Origin of the sequence: Natronogracilivirga saccharolytica (assembly GCF_017921895.1) — a bacterium.
GTDB lineage: Bacteria > Bacteroidota > Rhodothermia > Balneolales > Natronogracilivirgulaceae > Natronogracilivirga > Natronogracilivirga saccharolytica.
This window is the reverse complement of the sequence record NZ_JAFIDN010000005.1, coordinates 153751-171567: the sequence shown is the minus strand read 5'-3', so window position 1 is coordinate 171567 and position 17817 is coordinate 153751. Positions and strand designations below refer to the sequence as shown.

The 17817-nt window shown below is 51.5% G+C and carries 18 protein-coding genes; 4 read left to right on the top strand and 14 right to left on the bottom strand.

Features of this window, described 5'->3' with window-relative positions; genetic code table 11:
• Positions 1-108: 108 nt before the first annotated feature.
• The 4 genes from NATSA_RS08275 to NATSA_RS08260 all read left to right on the top strand — a co-directional run bounded on the left by NATSA_RS08275 (position 109) and on the right by NATSA_RS08260 (position 3228).
• Positions 109-459, top strand: a complete 351-nt coding sequence (locus tag NATSA_RS08275) for an arsenate reductase family protein (RefSeq protein WP_210511563.1) — start codon at positions 109-111, stop codon at positions 457-459.
• Complete coding sequence (locus NATSA_RS08270) at positions 459-1385, top strand: DUF3108 domain-containing protein (protein WP_210511561.1); 927 nt, start codon at positions 459-461, stop codon at positions 1383-1385. Before NATSA_RS08275 ends, NATSA_RS08270 begins: the two co-directional genes overlap by 1 nt.
• Before the next feature lie 104 nt (positions 1386-1489).
• Entirely contained in the window at positions 1490-1933 is a 444-nt protein-coding gene (gene dut / locus NATSA_RS08265; RefSeq protein ID WP_210511559.1) for a dUTP diphosphatase, read from the top strand.
• Positions 1930-3228 carry an MFS transporter gene (locus NATSA_RS08260; protein ID WP_210511557.1) on the top strand — a complete coding sequence of 433 codons (1299 nt, stop codon included), beginning with the start codon at positions 1930-1932 and terminating at the stop codon, positions 3226-3228. Before dut ends, NATSA_RS08260 begins: the two co-directional genes overlap by 4 nt.
• A gap of 198 nt (positions 3229-3426) precedes the next feature.
• On the opposite strand, the gene csgH is transcribed toward NATSA_RS08260, so the two are convergent.
• The 14 genes from csgH to NATSA_RS08190 all read right to left on the bottom strand — a co-directional run bounded on the left by csgH (position 3427) and on the right by NATSA_RS08190 (position 17677).
• Positions 3427-3888, bottom strand: a complete 462-nt coding sequence (csgH, locus tag NATSA_RS08255; RefSeq protein WP_210511556.1) for a curli-like amyloid fiber formation chaperone CsgH — start codon at positions 3886-3888, stop codon at positions 3427-3429.
• 148 nt (positions 3889-4036) lie between these two features.
• On the bottom strand, positions 4037-4117 hold the full coding sequence (locus NATSA_RS15755; protein WP_419539860.1) for a hypothetical protein: 81 nt from the start codon (positions 4115-4117) through the stop codon (positions 4037-4039).
• 37 nt (positions 4118-4154) lie between these two features.
• Positions 4155-5234, bottom strand: a complete 1080-nt coding sequence (locus NATSA_RS08245; RefSeq protein ID WP_210511554.1) for a hypothetical protein — start codon at positions 5232-5234, stop codon at positions 4155-4157.
• 101 nt (positions 5235-5335) lie between these two features.
• Positions 5336-6163, bottom strand: coding sequence for a hypothetical protein (locus NATSA_RS08240; RefSeq protein ID WP_210511552.1), 828 nt, complete (start codon positions 6161-6163; stop codon positions 5336-5338).
• A gap of 937 nt (positions 6164-7100) precedes the next feature.
• On the bottom strand, positions 7101-7916 hold the full coding sequence (gene proC / locus NATSA_RS08235; protein WP_210511550.1) for a pyrroline-5-carboxylate reductase: 816 nt from the start codon (positions 7914-7916) through the stop codon (positions 7101-7103).
• 196 nt (positions 7917-8112) lie between these two features.
• Positions 8113-9198, bottom strand: a complete 1086-nt coding sequence (gene leuB / locus NATSA_RS08230) for a 3-isopropylmalate dehydrogenase (RefSeq protein ID WP_210511548.1) — start codon at positions 9196-9198, stop codon at positions 8113-8115.
• Positions 9195-9752, bottom strand: coding sequence for a hypothetical protein (locus tag NATSA_RS08225; protein ID WP_210511546.1), 558 nt, complete (start codon positions 9750-9752; stop codon positions 9195-9197). The genes leuB and NATSA_RS08225 overlap by 4 nt, the downstream gene beginning before the upstream one ends.
• Positions 9753-9819: 67 nt before the next feature.
• Positions 9820-11145 carry a 3-isopropylmalate dehydratase large subunit gene (locus NATSA_RS08220; RefSeq protein ID WP_210511544.1) on the bottom strand — a complete coding sequence of 442 codons (1326 nt, stop codon included), beginning with the start codon at positions 11143-11145 and terminating at the stop codon, positions 9820-9822.
• Positions 11146-11147: 2 nt separating this feature from the next.
• A complete protein-coding gene (locus tag NATSA_RS08215) occupies positions 11148-12356 on the bottom strand; it encodes a 2-isopropylmalate synthase (RefSeq protein ID WP_210511543.1) in 1209 nt (402 codons plus the stop codon).
• A 2-nt stretch (positions 12357-12358) separates the two neighbouring features.
• Positions 12359-13951, bottom strand: a complete 1593-nt coding sequence (gene cimA, locus NATSA_RS08210) for a citramalate synthase (RefSeq protein WP_210511541.1) — start codon at positions 13949-13951, stop codon at positions 12359-12361.
• Positions 13952-13964: 13 nt separating this feature from the next.
• Complete coding sequence (ilvC, locus tag NATSA_RS08205; protein ID WP_210511539.1) at positions 13965-14954, bottom strand: ketol-acid reductoisomerase; 990 nt, start codon at positions 14952-14954, stop codon at positions 13965-13967.
• A 49-nt stretch (positions 14955-15003) separates the two neighbouring features.
• Entirely contained in the window at positions 15004-15516 is a 513-nt protein-coding gene (gene ilvN, locus NATSA_RS08200) for an acetolactate synthase small subunit (protein ID WP_210511536.1), read from the bottom strand.
• Between the two features lie 19 nt (positions 15517-15535).
• Complete coding sequence (ilvB, locus tag NATSA_RS08195) at positions 15536-17239, bottom strand: biosynthetic-type acetolactate synthase large subunit (protein ID WP_419539859.1); 1704 nt, start codon at positions 17237-17239, stop codon at positions 15536-15538.
• A gap of 249 nt (positions 17240-17488) precedes the next feature.
• Entirely contained in the window at positions 17489-17677 is a 189-nt protein-coding gene (locus NATSA_RS08190; RefSeq protein WP_210511533.1) for a hypothetical protein, read from the bottom strand.
• Between the last annotated feature and the right edge of the window lie 140 nt (positions 17678-17817).

Genomic DNA, 17817 nt, shown 5'->3' with positions numbered 1-17817 from the left:
GTTTCTGATGAAACGAGCAATGATAGCAATAATTGAGTCAATGCGACACATTCGTTCATTGCTGTTCATACAAATAAAGCCTGAGTATACACCCTAAAATAACGAATTATGCTGGAAGTAATTGGCATTACAAACTGCAATACCATAAAAAAGACGAAAGACTGGCTTCAGAATAATGAAATCAGCTACTCCTTCCGCGATGTCAAAAAAGATCCGCTGACGCCGAATGAACTTGCCGGTCTGGTGAAGAAGGCAGGGCTGGATACCCTGGTCAACCGGCAGGGAAGGAAATGGAAAATGCTGGGATTGTCTGACAAGCAGCTGTCCGACAATGATCTGTTTGATGTGCTCCTGGAGCATCAGACCATGATCAAGCGGCCGGTATTGCGCAAAGGCGAGGCTGTTCTGGTAGGATTTGATCAGGACGCGATTGCCTCATTTCTCGGGGAGGACTTCTGATGCGACTTGTTTCTTCAGGCGGTTTGCTGGTGCTGATGATTCTGGCGGGCCTGCTGTGGAGCGGCAGGCACGGAGAGATCAGCACGGAATCCGGGCCGGCCGGCTTCACTGGTAACACGGCACTTTCTGAAGAAAGAAGTGAGGCCGCAGGCGCACATGGCAGCACTTCAGAAAGTGAAAACGACAGCCTTTCCGGGGAAGAAGATGCTGACCGCAGCGGACCGCCTTCGGTCAATGATCTTAAGAATCTGAAAGAGCGCTTTTCGTATGAAGTCCGCTACGGCAGGTTCCGGCTCGGTGATATCGATGTATACCTGAAACAGGATACGCTTGTTGACGGCACTGAAGCCATACACATGGTCACCGAGATGGTATCCAACCACAGTGCATGGCTGATCGGATATCGCGAGCTGCACTTTCATACGCTGATGGCATATAATGACACCATCCCGTACAGCCTGAAATTCTGGCACGATAATATTCACGATGAAAAACCCGAGCGCTACGTGTTTGACTTCGATTATGAAAACGGGGTGGCGCTGAGCTATGAGGAAGGAGAGCTCATTGATACTCTGGAACTGGATCGTCCGGCTGACGGCGGACCGGTAACCATGTACTACTCGAGACTGTTTGCAGGAACCGATGCCGAAAAAAGCTATCCGGTCTATATCGATCATGGCAGATCGGATATGGAGATGGTATTTTCCTCTGAAAAAGAGCCGTATGAGTCCGAAGCCTTTCCTGGTGAGGAGTTTTATGCCTATCAGGTCGAGGGCGTTGCCGATTTTGACGGACCGTTCGGTTTTTCGGGAGAGTTCACCGGTTATTACCGTGACGACAAGTACCGGATACCTCTTGAGGCTCGCGCCAGTGTCTGGATCGGGAGTGTCCGTGTCCGTCTGGTAGATTACGAACGCATCGAATAAACGGTATCCCCGATTGGCCGGACGGACTGCACCACCATTTCCTGTCATGCCGACACAGTAACTTTTCTTTTCAGCACTCAAAAACCAAAAATTCACACCCTGTTTTGAAAGTATTTTTTAAAAAGCTGCCCCATGCAGAATCAATAGAGCTGCCGGATTACGCCACCCGGGATTCGGCGGGAATGGATGTCAGAGCGGTTGTTGATGAGCCGCTTACCCTGAAGCCGGGACAACGCGCTCTTGTGCCCACGGGTTTTCAGATGGCATTGCCGCCGGGGTATGAGGCACAGATCAGGCCGAGGAGCGGACTTGCCTTGCGGCACGGTATTACCATGCTGAACACCCCCGGAACCATCGATGCCGATTACCGCGGCGAGGTGAGCGTTCTTGTGGTCAACCTTGGCCAGGAACCCTACGAGATATCCAGAGGCGACCGAATTGCGCAAATGGTCATTGCTCCTGTTACCAGGGCTGAAATCGTTGAAGCCGGCGAGCTGCCGGAAACCGTTCGGGGCGAAGGCGGATTCGGAAGTACCGGAAGTAATTGAACAGACTCAAGCCATACATCACCCTTCTGAAGACCAATCACCAGTTCCGCAGGGTCTGGTTAAGTCAGATTATATCCAATTTCGGTGACTGGTTCGGAGTCATCGCTGTTTTTACGATCATTCTTCAGTACTCGGATTCCGAGTTTTTGCTGGGGATGGTCATTGTGGTCAAATTCCTGGCCTTTGCTGCGCTGTCCCCTTTTGCCGGGTTTCTGGCCGACCGATATGACCGCAGGATGCTCATGCTGTTGTGCGATTTCGGAAGAGGAGCGGTGGTACTGAGCTTCCTTTTTGTCCGGGATCCTTCGATGCTGTGGCTGGTGTATATGCTTACGGCGATGCAGATGGGTTTTGCCGCTGTTTTTGAACCAGCCAAGCAGGCATCCATCCCGAATATCACCAGTGCGGAAGAGCTGGTCAAGGCTAATATCATTTCCAATCTTTCCTGGAGTATCATATTCACAACCGGCATGGGCATCGGCGGATTGGCAACCGCCTGGTTTGGAACAGATGCCGTTTTTGTGATCAACGGACTCGGATATATCATGTCCACCTGGTTTATTTTCCGGGCCACAATTCCGCACGAGCGCAGTGAAGAGACCCTGGAATCGCTCCGGAATCCGATTCGGGGCATCCTTGACGGATACGCCTATATTTTTGCCAATCCGCACATTTTGCGTCCGGCACTGGCAAAGGGAACCATTACGTTTTTTCTGGGCGCTCTGGTGTATATGCTGATCCTGGTCTCCGAGGATATCCTGATGATGGGCAGTATCGGTCTTGGGATGCTGTATGCCAGCCGCGGATTCGGGACGGCAGTGGGCCCTGTCCTGGTTCGGCGTTTTATCAGCGACGAAACAAAATGGGTTACACTCATGGGCGTGACGATGCTCTCGGCAGGGAGCTTTTATCTTATAATCGGATCGATTGAGATCATCTGGCTGATGCTGCTGCTTGTGTTTTTTGCCCATTGCGGATCCGGAGCGAACTGGGTGATGAGCACCGTGCTGCTGCAGAAAAGGTCTCCCGATGCTTACAGGGGCCGGATTTTTGGTTCGGAATGGCTGCTGTTCACTACATCCCAGGGGCTTTCGGTGACCGGTGCTTCACTGATCATGGAGTTCGATTTGCTGACATTGCAGCAGGCCATGCTGGTATATGCTGCGGGACTGGTGGCTGCGGGGATTCTCTGGCTATCGTTTATTGCACAAAAAGAGAGGAGGTGGCAACGGACGGATTCAGATCAGACAGTGCAGCATCACGTCCGGGAAAGTGTGGCGCTGGAAGAGCGATAGAAGATGTTACGCATTTGTGCTCAGTGCGTTATAACATTTTTTGTATTTTTATGCAAATTTTATTAAAGTGAAATCGTTGTATTAATAAAACGACACGGCATTCCATTTTTTGCATTCAGCATCGTCAGATCCAAAACCCAAGTCGGCAAACTTGCGCTTTGTCCTCAGGATGAAGCAGGGACTCTGGCGATGCTTTTTTTATTCCGCCTTAAAGTCCAGTCTTGAAGAACTCAGCTTTTCCCCGTTTTCATCGTGGATTTCCAGATCGATCCGGCAGGTATCTCCCTGCTGAATGTTGACTGAAGTCCGGGAAATGCCCGCTGATTTTCCGTTTTCAAGCGTAATATTGCCGGATTGCGATGTTTGTGTGGTTCCCGATGCGCCGCTTCGCCGCACCTCAAGCCGGTAGGATGCATCCATGCGTTCACTGCCGTTGTAAGTAACATTCCCGGAGATCCGGAGCTGGTCGTCCGACTTTTCAAGGATGATGCGGCTCTCTACCGCAGGGGATTCAGCACTGCCGGTATCATTGCGGGGATTGGCCATATCACTGCTGTTCGTGTTAAAAACTGCTGCTGCAAACATCATTAATGCAGCAATAAAAAAAGCTTTGACGGACAAGCGTCCGGCTGAAAATAGTCCGGAAAATGTGGTGGTCATAATAGGCATTGTCGGAATTTGAACGAATATAATTACAATAAACACTAAAATATGTGATTTTATTGGATCAACCTCAAAAAAACAGCAGCCAGGAAAAAGGTGACCAACCGAAAACCTGGCTGCTTACTCAGAGCAAAGTGCTCAGACTCTAACGCTGTATGACTGTTGCTGTATTATTATCACCTCTCTGGGTTATGGTGCTGAAATGGCGGTCACCGAACTGGAACAGGTCGATGATGTTTTAGGATTTAATAATTATGGTTTTGTTATTGCTTTTGTTTGACGACTGATGTGTTGCCGCTGCCATTCTGAATAATATCGGCCTCATGTGCACCGCCATCCTGACATAATAAAGCTGTATTTCCATCGCCACCGAACTGTTGAATTAAGGCCCAGTCGCCGGCGCCCTGGCTTAATCCGATGATATGGTTATCACCAATTTGTTTGCTTTCGGTGTCAAAAATTGCGCCGTTAGCCTGGACAGCGGGATTGCCCATATCAAGTTCAAGTCCATCTAGGTTGATAACGCCGACAACCATGTTACCATCGCCATCTTGCATGAACGGGTTGCCTTGTTCACCAAATTGGTTACCATTTCCGACTTGTTCAAGCATGAAGATATTACCACCATCAACACCGCCCTGCTCCACGCTGACAAGGTTGTTATTTCCTAATTGAGCTATATCCATTGTGTTGTTATAGCCAAGCTGGGTTGTTTCACCTTTATTATCATTGCCTTCCTGGACAAAGGTGAGGGTATGATATCCCCAATCGTTTTGCCGGACAAAAAGTCTGTTCTGCACTCCATCTTGCGTAAGTGTAGCAATTGCTCCATTATTGGCATCCTGATGTACCCGCGCATAGTTTTCAAGATCAATTTGAACGATGTATAATTCATGATCAGCCATATCCTGATAAACATGAGCGGTATGATCATCTCCTTCCTGGTTAAGGTCCAGAATATTTCGTGTACCCTGGGTTGCCTGGCCACCAGTACCTGTGAGCCTGTTGCGATCTCCTACCTGGGTGATATCAGCCTCACTTCCACCAAACTGACCTTGCCGGATACGTGAGTAATTGTTATTTCCATCCTGTACAAGTGTATATTCTGAACTGTTGTTACCAAATTGATTCAAAATATTGATGTTTTCGATGCCATCTTGCGTGACATCGGCCATGTGTCCATCGGTAGTCTGATTGATTTTGCTGTCATTGATCTCACCTGTCTGGCTGACAGTTGCTTTATTGCCGTCAGCGCTTTGATTGATGTAGCTGTTGTTGTTTTGCGCAAGTGTAAGACTTGTCGCCAACATCATTAAGAATACGAGTAAAATTGATTGTTTCATGGCTTTACCTCTTAACTTGTTGATTTGTTTTTGTTTACAGAAGCGGTTACTGAGTTGTACTTCACATAGCAGATTTTGATGCTGAAAAAACGCTATTGACATTATTGAGCTGACTGAGTCACATTTGCAGTGTTGGCATCACCGAACTGGAATACATTAGCTGTATTGTCATCTGCTGATTGCATTATTGTGGCATCATTGCCATCTCCCCATTGTCCTATGGTAGCAGTATTGTAAGAGTCAGATTGCGTGATTTCAGCAAAATTGCTGAAACTTTCAATAGCAGGCCAATCATGAGCTTCGGCACCCTGAGCAATTTTTGACATATGTCCGGTACCTGACTGGTCACTTTTTGCTTCATTATCATCACCAAACTGGTATATTTTTGTAGTCAGGTCTGATGAACCTTGTATTTGCTCGGCCCAGTTGTTGTCTCCTTCCTGGTCAATTACTCCTATATTGATTCTATAGTTGGTATTAAGGAACTGATAAGCCTCATTGGAAGATCCCAACTGGTCGATATTTGCTCTCGCTCCGTTGGTCAGTTCTTGTTCGGCATGGTTTTCCTCACCATCTTGATTAATAAAGGATCTGGATCGCTGGGAACCGGTCCAAAGACGCTGTGTTACCAGAGCGACGTTCTCGTTACCCTCTTGGTCCACATATGACCTTGCATTCCATGTGGTACCGGTATGATAACCTTCATTTCCCTGCCATATATTTGCATAATTATCGATACCGTCTTGGGTTATTTCAGCAATGTCATTGTAACCAAGTTGATCAATTACCGCCTCATTTATATTACCAACTTGTTCGATGCTTGCTTGGTGACCGTCGTTCTTTTGGTTAATTGTCGCTTCGTTACTTTGAGCGTATAGCATATTGGCAAGGAAAAATAATGCCAATATTGTCATTATATACCGTTTCATAATTATCTCCGTTTTGATTCATTATTATCCGGAGTGGCGGCATGGCCACAATCCGGTTTTTTTGTCCGGCCAAATTGCTTTTGGCACAGGTTGCTGTTTGCTGCTGCTGTTTTGCCGGTTTCATATTTCGGCAAATTCTGTTTTTCGGGTGCACGTAATCCTGCAGTGCGGTTTGGCAGGCCGGATACCTCCGGAGGTGAGCTGGCGGAGGCAGGGGCAGTTGTCGCTGCCCGTTATCGTAGAGTCGTCAGTCGGCAAACTTGCGCTTGTCATCAGGACCAAGCAGGGACTCTGGCGATGCCTCTTATGCCCGGGTTAACCGGAATGAACTACCGGCCATCGGTTAAAAAAGTGATTTTTTCCTCCTGTTTTTGTTAGTAGTTGCTGGTTGTTAAAACGCAGTTTTTCTGCAAGTCAGTTGGCATTAAATACGGTAAACACGCTCTGAAGTATCACATTCCTGTCAAAAATCATCGCTGGCTGACCGTATTTGACATATATACTATTGAAAATCTCCCCAACCGTCAGCCTGAGTATAAAATGGTTTGCTCAGGCGACGCCATCATCATATGATATCCTTGATGCAACTTCATAGACGAATGTGAACGTGAAGCAATATGAAGGTGAGCTGCTGTTCACAGGAATCATAGTAACCCTTAATTGCCAGTTATTGCGAAAAATAGTATTGCCCGAGGACCAGAATAACTACGAAATAGATTGCGAAGTTTTATATGATTAAGTCAAGTTAGAAATTTCTAATCTACGGCAGGGTGTCTTTTTATCGGAGCTGCGCGAGTCCAACGGGTCCGGTTAAACCGTAAATGGAGTTTTTAAAACCGCCAGTTCGTAACGGATAAAAGACTACCAGGGAAGTTGGGAAACGGCATGACATCAGCGTAAGTAACAGCCAGCTGCTGTGCCTGTTTGACCGGCTGAATTATTCGCCGCCGAGCTCTTTGGCCCGTCTTGCCGCCTCATCGACCGCTTTGATCATGGTCACGCGCAGTCCGCCTTCTTCAAGTTTGAGCAGGCCGTCAATGGTACATCCGGCCGGAGTAGTGACATGATCTTTGAGGATGGCCGGATGCTGGCCGGTTTCAGCGACCATACGGGCGGCTCCCAGGCAGGCCTGGGTAACGAGGGTGGTCGAGACGTCCCGGGGCAATCCGCATTTAACGCCACCCTCGGCCAGGGCTTCGATGACCATGTAGATGAACGCCGGTCCGCTGGCACTTAATCCGGTTACGGCATCAAAATATTTTTCGTCAAGTACGGTGGTTTCTCCGACGGTATCAAACAGCGCTTTTGCAAATGCGATGTGATCACCGTTGGTTTGGTTGCCGGATGCCAGCACGGTCATCCCGGCTCCGATTTCACTGGGTGTATTGGGCATCGCCCGGATGACCGGAAGGGGCAGGACCAGCGCTTTTTGCAGCTGTTCGAGCGTATAACCAGCCATAATGGATATCACCAGCTGATCCTGGTTGATGGATTCCCTGATTAGCTCAATGACTTTCGGAGCGATCTGGGGCTTCACGCATAACAGAATAATATCGGCGTTTTTTACCGCGGCGGCGTTGTCTGTTGATCCCTTGATGCCGAATTTCTCATCGAAATAGGCGACCCGCGATTCGTGTTTTGCCGTAATAAAGAGTTGGTCCCTGGAGAGTGTGCCGGTGGACAAGAATCTGCTGGCCAGTGTCTCACCCATTTTGCCCGCACCGATGATCGTGATTTTTTTATCCTTTAGCATGATCTTTCCGCAAATGATTTCTGATTTATGTTCCGGTCTTCCGGTATGTCCACAATAATACCACGTTATCAGTGATAATGAAACTCACTGACATGGAATACCTTGCATGACCGTATCCTGAACGTCTGAACCGGGGGCTGTCATATTTGAAGATGCATCCGGTTTCAGGTTTTCTTCTGATTTTTCAATGACGGGGTCAGCCGTCCTGCTTTTCAATGATGACACTCAGGATTTTGTCTCCCATTTCGGATGTCGACAGCACATGGCGGGCATGCCGGCTCATGTCCTTGCAGTTGTAACCCGCATTGAGCACGGCACTGATGGCTTCCTCGATGTCGGATGCCGCTTTTTCGTGACCAAGCGAAAAACGGAACATCAGTGCTACCGACGCCAGGGTGGCCAGCGGATTCGCAATGTCTTTCCCGGCAATATCGGGAGCAGATCCGTGAACGGGTTCGTACATGCCGGTGCCGTCTCCCAGACTTGCGGACGGAAGCATGCCGATCGACCCGGTCAGCATGGCTGCCTCATCGCTCAAAATGTCTCCGAACATGTTTTCGGTCAGGATGACATCGAAACCGGACGGATTGCGGATGAGCTGCATCGCGCAGTTATCGACCAGCATGTGCTCCAGTTCTACATCCGGGTACTCCGCGGCAATGCGGGTTACCGTTTTCCGCCAAAGCTGGGAGGTCGCCAGAATATTGGCCTTGTCCACAGAGGTCACCTTGCCGCGTCTTTTTCGTGCGGCATCAAATGCGGCTCTGGTTATTCGTTCAATTTCCGTCACCGAGTAGCGCATGGTATCTACACCGGTCTCTTCCCCGTTTACCTCTGTTATCTCTTTTGGCTCTCCGAAATAGAGTCCTCCGGTAAGCTCCCGGACGACAAGCAGATCCACGCCGTCGACAACTTCAGGACGAAGGGGGGAGGCGTCTTTCAATGAGGAAAAAACGGTAACCGGACGCAGATTGTTGAACAGCCCGAGGTCTTTGCGCAGCCGCAGCAGGGCTTTTTCCGGACGTTTGTCTGACGGGTAGTCATCCCATTTCGGGCCGCCTACGGCACCGAGCAGCACGGCGTCGGCTGACTTGCAGGCTTCCACAACCTCATCCTTCACCGGAATATCATGAGCATCCAGACTCGCACCACCTACAAGATGGGTTTCGGTTTCGATGCCGATTCCGTAGTGATCTGATAAATGAGCAATTATTTTTTCCGCTTCTCTTACGACTTCTGCACCAATGCCGTCGCCCGGCAGTAATACTACTTTCTTGCTCATATCATCCCGTGTTTTGCAGCATATTTGAAAATACCGCCGGCATCGACGATATCAACGACATCCCCGAGTTTTTTCAGCGGGTAACTTTTGCCTGTGGTATGGTTTTTAATGATGTTGAGTTCGCCGTCGATTTCAGCCTCGTCGCCGGTCGAGAAGTTTTCGACCAGGTCATCGTGGCTTTCATAGGGGATGATGAATCCGCCGTCAACGGCATTGCGGAAGAAGATCCTGGCGTAGCCGGTGGCGACAACTGCCTGCGCTCCTGCCACCTGCAGTGCGAACGGGGCATGCTCGCGGGATGATCCGCAACCGAAATTTTTCCCGCCGATGATGATGCTGTATTCGGATTCAAACTTGTCGGGATCGGTGAAAGGGATACCGCCCTGCGGAAGGCCCGATTTGTCGTCCGGGACGCCGGACAGGGCATAGCGTCCGTAGAATCGTTTTTCTTCAGGATCTTCGAGGCTGTAGACCAGGTGCTCGGCTGGGATGATCTGATCGGTATCGATGTCATTTCCAACGACAAACGCCTTGCCTTTGATAATTTTACTCATTGTGTTGCTGTTTTTCGAATCGTTTGATTATGAATGTGTTGGGTAGCGGGGTTATGCGGCCACCGCATCAGGCATGCTGTTTTACCGTGCTGTCCACCGGCAAATATTCGCGCGGATCGGTAATTTTGCCTGTAATCGCTGAGGCGGCTACGGTGTAGGGAGATGCGAGATAGACCTGTGCTTTTTTCGATCCCATCCGCCCCGGGAAGTTCCGGTTGGTGGTGGATATGCAGATCTCATCGCCCTGCATACGTCCGAATGTGTCGGCCGGGCCACCCAGGCAGGCAGCGCAGGAGGCTTCGCCCATGCGGGCTCCGGCGTTTACGAAGATATCCCAGAGCGTTTCCCCTTCGTAATACGTTGTCCTCAGATCGTCGCGCACTTTGGTCGTAGCCGGTACGACATACGTTTCCACGCCGACTTCATGACCTTTTATGATGCGCGCGGCGGCTTCGAAATCCGAGAGCTTCCCGCCGGTGCAGGAGCCGATATAGGCGCGGGTCAGTTTGGTGTTTTTGACTTCGCCCACCGTCGCCTTGTTGTCCGGTGAATGCGGCTTGGCTACCATCGGTTCGAGTTCGGAGCTTTTGTAGGTCCGAACACTGTGATACTTCGCATCCGGATCGTTGTACATCGGGGTGAAGTCGTAGTCGGTGCGCTGGCGCACATAATCGAACGTTGTTTCGTCGGGTTCGACAACCCCGTTCTTGCCGCCGCCTTCGATCACCATGTTGGTCAGGGTCATCCGGCCTTCCATGTCCATGTTCATCACGCCGTCACCGGCGAATTCCATGGCACGATAGGTGCCGCCATCCACCCCGATATCACCGATAATCTGCAGGATGAGGTCCTTGGCCATGATGTAGGGCGGTATTTCGCCTTCGAAAATGAACTTCATGGTTTCCGGGACTTTTACCCAGAGTTTGCCGGCGCCCATGATGAATCCGGCGTCGGTGTTGCCGATTCCGGTTGCAAATTGTCCGAATGCCCCGGCGGTACAGGTGTGCGAGTCGGTTCCGAAAAGCACATCGCCCGGGCGGGTGAATCCTTCTTCCGGCATGGCCGTGTGGCATACGCCCTTGTACCGGTCGGTGCCCACATCATAGTAGTGGGGCAGGTCCTGATCGGCGGCAAAGGCACGCAGGATATCAATATTTCGATTGGCGTACTTGTCATTGGTAAAGATGTAGTGATCGGGGATGATGACCACCTTGTCCTTGTCCCAGACGCGGGCATCCTCTCCGAATTCACGCTTGAAGATGCCGATGGTGGGCGGGCCGCAGACGTCGTGCGTCAAAAGCACATCCACGTTAACCCATACGGTTTCTCCGGCATCTACGTGAGAACGGCCCGATGCCCTGGCCAGGATTTTTTCAGTTAAGGTCATTGCCATGATTACTGCCTGTTTAAGTATTCTTGTACGGTTTCTTTTACGAAGGTGGTGCTCATGTGGGAGACTCCGTTCGGGGCTATTCCGATGAGGTCTTCGTCGACGACCACTTTCTTTTTGTCAGCGATGGAGATGAAAGCCTCATAGACCTCATCCATTTGTTCTTTTGAAAGTTCGTATCCGAGCTTTTCCATCCTCGCATTAAGCGCGCGCCGCCCGGAGTGCTTCCCGAGGACGATGTTGTTGGAGGTGATGCCCACCGACTGCGGGGTCATGATCTCGTAGGTGAGCGGATTTTTCAGCACACCGTCCTGATGGATGCCGGCTTCGTGGGCGAAGGCATTGAGTCCGACAACCGCCTTGTTGACCTGCACCTGCATGCCCGTGATTTCGCAGAGCATTTTGCTGGTAGGATAGATCTCCCTGGTGTTGATGGTTATCTCCTCTTCAAACTCGGGCCCGCGGGTCTGCATGGCCATGACGATCTCTTCCAGGGCCGCGTTGCCGGCGCGTTCACCAATGCCGTTGATGGTGCACTCGATTTGCTGGGCACCGTTTCGTACGGCCATCAGCGAGTTTGCCACACCCATGCCGAGGTCATTGTGGCAGTGGACGCTCAGAATGGCCTTGTCGATATTGGGTACACGCTCGCGCAGCGTCCGGATCATCTCACCGAACTCCCAGGGGACGGCATAGCCGACAGTATCGGGGATGTTGATGACTTTGGCTCCGGCGTCAATAGCTGCCTCTACGATCTCGCAGAGGAAGTTGATGTCGCTGCGTGTGGCATCTTCAGCCGAAAACTCCACCTCATCGCACAGGCTGCTGGCGTAGCCGACAGCCCAGACCGCATCTTCAATCACCTCGCTTCGGTTTTTCTTAAGTTTGTGCTCCATATGGATGTCGGAGGTGGCGATGAACGTGTGAATCCTCGGTTTTTCGGCATGCTGCAATGCCTCCCAGGCACGGTCGATATCACCCTTTCGCGCGCGGCAGAGTCCGGCAACAGTACAGTTTTTAACCTGCCGGGAAATTTCCCGCACCGCCTGAAAATCGCCCTCGGAAGAGATAGGGAATCCGGCCTCGATCACATCCGCACCGAGTAGCTCTAGCTGACGGGCCAACCGAACTTTTTCGTCCAGATTCATGCTGAATCCGGGAGCCTGTTCACCGTCGCGGAGCGTTGTATCGAAGATATGGATTCGTTTCTTCATGGTTATGAGTGATTTTCAGTTGTGATTTTTTGCTGCTGGAGGTAATACGCCATGCTTTCCATGAGCGCCTGCCAGCTGGCCTCTATGATATTTTCAGAGACCCCGACAGTGCCCCAGCTTGTTCCGTTGTTTTGTGAATCGATCAGCACGCGAACTTTGGCACCCGTGCCGTCTTTTTCATTGAGGACCCGCACTTTGTAATCCGAAAGCTGCATCTGATCCACTTCCGGATAAAATTTGCAGATCGCCTTGCGAAGGGCGGCGTCCAGTGCGTGAACCGGACCGTTGCCGTCGGCGGCGGTGTGTTCCTCCTCGCCGTTGACCAGCAGCCGGATGGTTGCCTCTGACCGGACTTCCGCCCGCTCGTTCTTTTCGATGATGACCCGGAATCCCTTCAGTTCGAACAGATCCTGCCATTCACCGGTAATTTTGCGTATGAGCAGGTCCAGGGAGCCTTCGGCGGCCTCATACTGAAATCCCTGGTTTTCAAGATCCTTGAGTGCTCCGACGATTTCGGGAACCTTGTCACCGTAGGAGAGCAGATCGATACCGAGTTCGTCGGACTTGTAATGGATGTTGCTTTTTCCCGAGAGGTCGGAAACCAGTACCCGGCGCTTGTTGCCCACGGTCTCGGGTTCAATATGCTCGTATGTGGACGGGTTTTTCATCACGGCGCTGACGTGGATGCCGCCTTTGTGAGCAAAGGCGCTTTTCCCGACGAAGGCCTGATGATCAAACGGCATGACATTGGCTACCTCGCTTACATAGTGCGAAAGGCTGGTTACTTTGGCCATTTTGTCCGGATCGATGCAGTCGTACCCCATCTTCAGCTGAAGATTCGGGATCACCGAGCAGAGGTTGACGTTGCCGCATCGCTCGCCGTATCCGTTGATGGTTCCCTGAACGTGACGGCATCCGCTTTCCACAGCTGCCAGGGTATTTGCTACCGCCAGCTCCCCGTCGTTGTGGGCATGAATTCCGATAACCGTGTCCGGAAACCGCCCGATGACGGTCCGCACGATCTCGGAGACTTCCTGCGGCAGGGTGCCGCCGTTGGTGTCGCACAACACCAGCGCCGAAGCGCCGGCCTGTGCGGCTTGCTGCAGAGTTTGCAGCGCATAGTCCGGGTTGTCCTTGTACCCGTCAAAGAAGTGCTCTGCATCATAAACCACCTCTTTATCATGCGCTGTCATGAACGCAACAGATTGCCGGATCAGATCCAGGTTGTCCCGATCGGTAATACCAAGTGCCTGATGTACGTGAAACAGCCAGGTTTTGCCGAAAATGGAGACCGCAGGCGTGCCGGCCTCAACCAACGCCATGAGGTTGGGGTCTTTTTCGGGCGTATTGCCGTAGCGCATGGTGCTTCCGAATGCGACAAGACGGGCATGATCAAACCTGTGATCTCTGGCTTTAGTGAAAAAATCCAGGTCCTTTGGATTGGACCCGGGCCAGCCACCTTCGATGTAATCAATGCCTGCCTGGTCCAGACGCCGGGCAATACGCATTTTATCTTCCGATGAAAGCGAAATGCCTTCACCCTGGGTGCCGTCACGCAGCGTGGTATCAAACAGGTCTATCGTTCGGGTTTCCATGAATCAGTCAGTCCTATTTTTTTATCCAGCTCATCATATCGCGCAGTTCACCACCGATCTTTTCAATGGGCAGTCGATCGTGTTTGCGCCGCAAGGCTTCCAGAGAAGCTCTTCCGGCCTTGTTTTCCAGAATCCAGTCACGGGCAAATTTCCCGCTCTGGATGTTCTCCAGAATTTCTTCCATCCGCTGCCGGGTACCGGAGTCGATCACTTTCGGCCCGGATGTCATTCCGCCGTACTCTGCGGTGTCGCTTACTGAGTGATACATTCCGGCGATACCGCCCTCGTACATCAGATCCACAATCAGTTTCATCTCATGGAGGCATTCGAAATAGGCGATTTCCGGTTTGTATCCGGCTTTTACCAGCACATCAAAGCCTGTGTTGACCAGCTCGGTCATGCCGCCGCACAATACGGCCTGCTCGCCGAACAGGTCGGTCTCGGTCTCTTCTTCGAATGTGGTTTCGATTACGCCGGCCCGTGTTCCGCCGATGCCCTTGGCATAGGCCAGCGCCAGATCGCGGATATTTCCGTCGGGGTCCTGATGGATGGCAAAAAGGCATGGCACGCCGGCGCCTTCGGTATAGACCCGGCGCACAAGATGTCCCGGACCTTTGGGTGCTACCATAAACACGCCGATATTTTCCGGCGGGACAATCTGATTAAAATGGATGTTGAAGCCGTGAGCGAATACCAGTGCGTTGCCGGACTTGAGATTCGGCTTGATGTCGGATTCATAGATTTCCTGTTGTTTTTCGTCGGGCAAAAGCACCATCACGACATCGGCACGGGCGGCCGCGTCGGCAGTTTCGAGGACTTCGAGTCCGTCCGATTCCGCTTTTTTCCATGACTTGCTCCCCTTGCGAAGTCCCACAACTACCGAAACCCCGCTTTCATGAAGGTTCAGCGCATGGGCGTGACCCTGGCTGCCATACCCCAGTACAGCCACGGTCTTGTCCTTCAGAATGGAGAGATCGGCATCGTTGTCATAATATAATTTCATGTTTTTACTTACTTTATTTTCGTGTGTTGTTGGTTAATAATGTGACAGTTCATTCTTTAGGCTGATATTCGCGTTTCATGGCAACCGTTCCGGTCCGGGCAACCTGCCGTATTCCGAACGGCTCGAACATGCCGATGGCTGCATCGACCTTGTCTTTGCGTCCGGTAATTTCGACCGTCAGACTTTCCGGACTGATATCGATCACCTTGGCGCGAAAAACATTGGCCACCTGAATGATTTCAGACTGTTTTTCCTTCGTCGACACCACTTTGATCAGAGCCAGCTCGCGTTCCACATGAGGCAGGAATGTCAGATCTTCCACACTGACCACATCCACCAGTTTGTCGAGCTGCAGGATGATCTGATCGATGATCCGCTCGTCGCCGTGCGTGGTGATGGTGCAGCTGGCCATTTTTTCTTCTTCGGCTTCGCCGATGCTGATGCTGTCGATGTTGAATCCCCGTCCGGTAAACAATCCGGCAATGCGGGCCAGCGCATTGAAGTTGTGATTCACCTTCATGGAGATGGTGTGCTTTTTCTGTTTGGTTACTGCTGCTTCCATGATCCTCCTGTGCGGATTGTTATTTCTTGTTTTTGGGTTGGACGGGCCAGGGGGTGTCTACCAGTTCATCCACGGCCTTTCCCGGCGGGATCATGGGATACACGCACTCTTCCTTGCTCACCCAGATATCCATGACAACGGGGCGGTCCTTGATGGCATGGGCTTTTTCGAGCACTTCGGCAAGTTCATCAGTCGTTTTTGCCCTCATGCCGACGGCACCGTACGTTTCGGCCATTTTTACGAAATCGGGGTTGCTTTCCTCGAGGAAGGAGTGGGAATATCGTCCGCCATAGAACATTTCCTGCCATTGCCGCACCATGCCGAGGTAACCATTGTTCATGATGGCAATTTTGACCGGGATGTTGTAGGCCACGGCTGTTGCCAGCTCCATGGATGTCATCTGGAAGCCGCCGTCACCGGTGACGCACCATACTTCGCGGCCGGGCTGTGCTACGGCAGCGCCGAGGGCAGCGGGAAATCCGAATCCCATGGTACCGAGGCCGCCTGAGGACAACCATGACTTGGGATGATTGAATTTGTAGTATTGTGCCGCCCACATCTGATGCTGACCCACATCGGTGGAGATGATGGCCTCACCTTCGGTTACCCCGGAAATCTCCTGGATCATGTACTGCGGGGCGATTTCCTTGTTGCGGGGCTCGTATCGGAGCGGATGTTCTTCGCGCCATTTGTCGATGGTCTGCAGCCATTCGGTCGTATCCACGCGGTCCACCTGTCCGATCAGCTCGCCGAGCACCTGCTTGACATCGCCGATCACCGGTACTTCGGCATGGACGTTCTTGTTGATACAGGATGGGTCGATGTCGATGTGGATTTTCCGCGAGTGAGGTGAGAATCCGTCCACACGTCCGGTTACGCGGTCATCGAAACGTGCACCTACGGCGATGAGGACATCACATTTCTGGATGGCCATGTTGGCGTACCAGGTTCCGTGCATGCCCAGCATTCCGAGCGACAAGGGGTCCGATTCAGGGAAAGCGCCGAGTCCCATCAGGGTAGTGGTAACCGGGATATTGCATTTCCTGGCCATTTCAGTGACTTCTTTATGGGCATCACTGGAGATGGCACCTCCGCCGACATAGAGCAGCGGCTTTTCGGCGACAGCGATCAGTTCTGCTGCCTTGCGGATCTGCTCCGAGGCGGCTTCGGTTTGGGGCTTGTAGCCGCGGAGGGAAACCTGGGGTTTCCGGGCCTCGTACTCAGCCTCGGTGAAAAGCATATCCTTGGGGAGGTCGATCAAAACAGGTCCGGGCCGGCCGGAAGTGGCAATATAAAACGCATCGCGTATCGCGTCGGCCAGGTCTTCGGTCTTTTTGACAAGAAAACTGTGCTTGGTCACCGGACGGGTCATTCCTATGATATCAGCTTCCTGAAAAGCGTCGTTGCCGATGAGGGTAGAGGGGACCTGGCCGGTCAGTACCACCATGGGGATGGAGTCCATCATGGCATTGGTAATACCCGTGACCGTGTTGGTCGCTCCGGGTCCGGATGTTGCCAGGATCACGCCCGGCTTGCCGGTTGCCCGGGCATATCCGTCAGCGGCATGAGTACCACCCTGTTCGTGCCGTACAAGAATGTGGCGCAGCTCCGGAGTTTTGAAAAGGATATCGTATACGCCCAGGACCACACCTCCGGGATATCCGAATATGGTGTCCACGCCCTGGTCAAGCAGGGACTGAATCAGGATTTCACCGCCGCTCATTACCTTCTTTTCAGCACCGGTTTTTTCAGAGGAATCAGGGCTGACAGGCTGATCTGAGCCGGCATGTTTCGGGGTGCTTGTTTTGGTCTGTTGTTCCTGTGTGGGTTCCGGAGATGTTTTACTCTGTTTCATGATTTCGGATGGATATGGTACAGGGTTTTGAGTGTTCCTCTCTCCCAGAGGTCATTTCCTTTTATCCGATTCAGTGTCCAAAATGTGGCGGGCGAAAGATTGACCTCTGGCAGTGAGTTATAGTATGCCAATAATTAGGTCAATAATTAGAAGAATGGAGACACCGACGACAGATAGTCCCAGGGAAGCAAACACGGAAATCAAAGCAGACTGCAGAACCGATTCTGACGCAGGTCGTGCGCTGCCGGCCGGATGGTAATCGGCCTGAATGGCAATGGCTCTGTTATGTGTCTGAATATGTTTCATGTAAAAATTCGGGAGTATCTGTACGGGAATGTTCTTATCGAACAATCTCCTGCTAAAGGTAAGATTTTTAAGCCCTATGTCAACAGCAGGAAGAAGCAAAAAATGAAAAAATACGAAATACCGCCGGATTGGCACTTAAA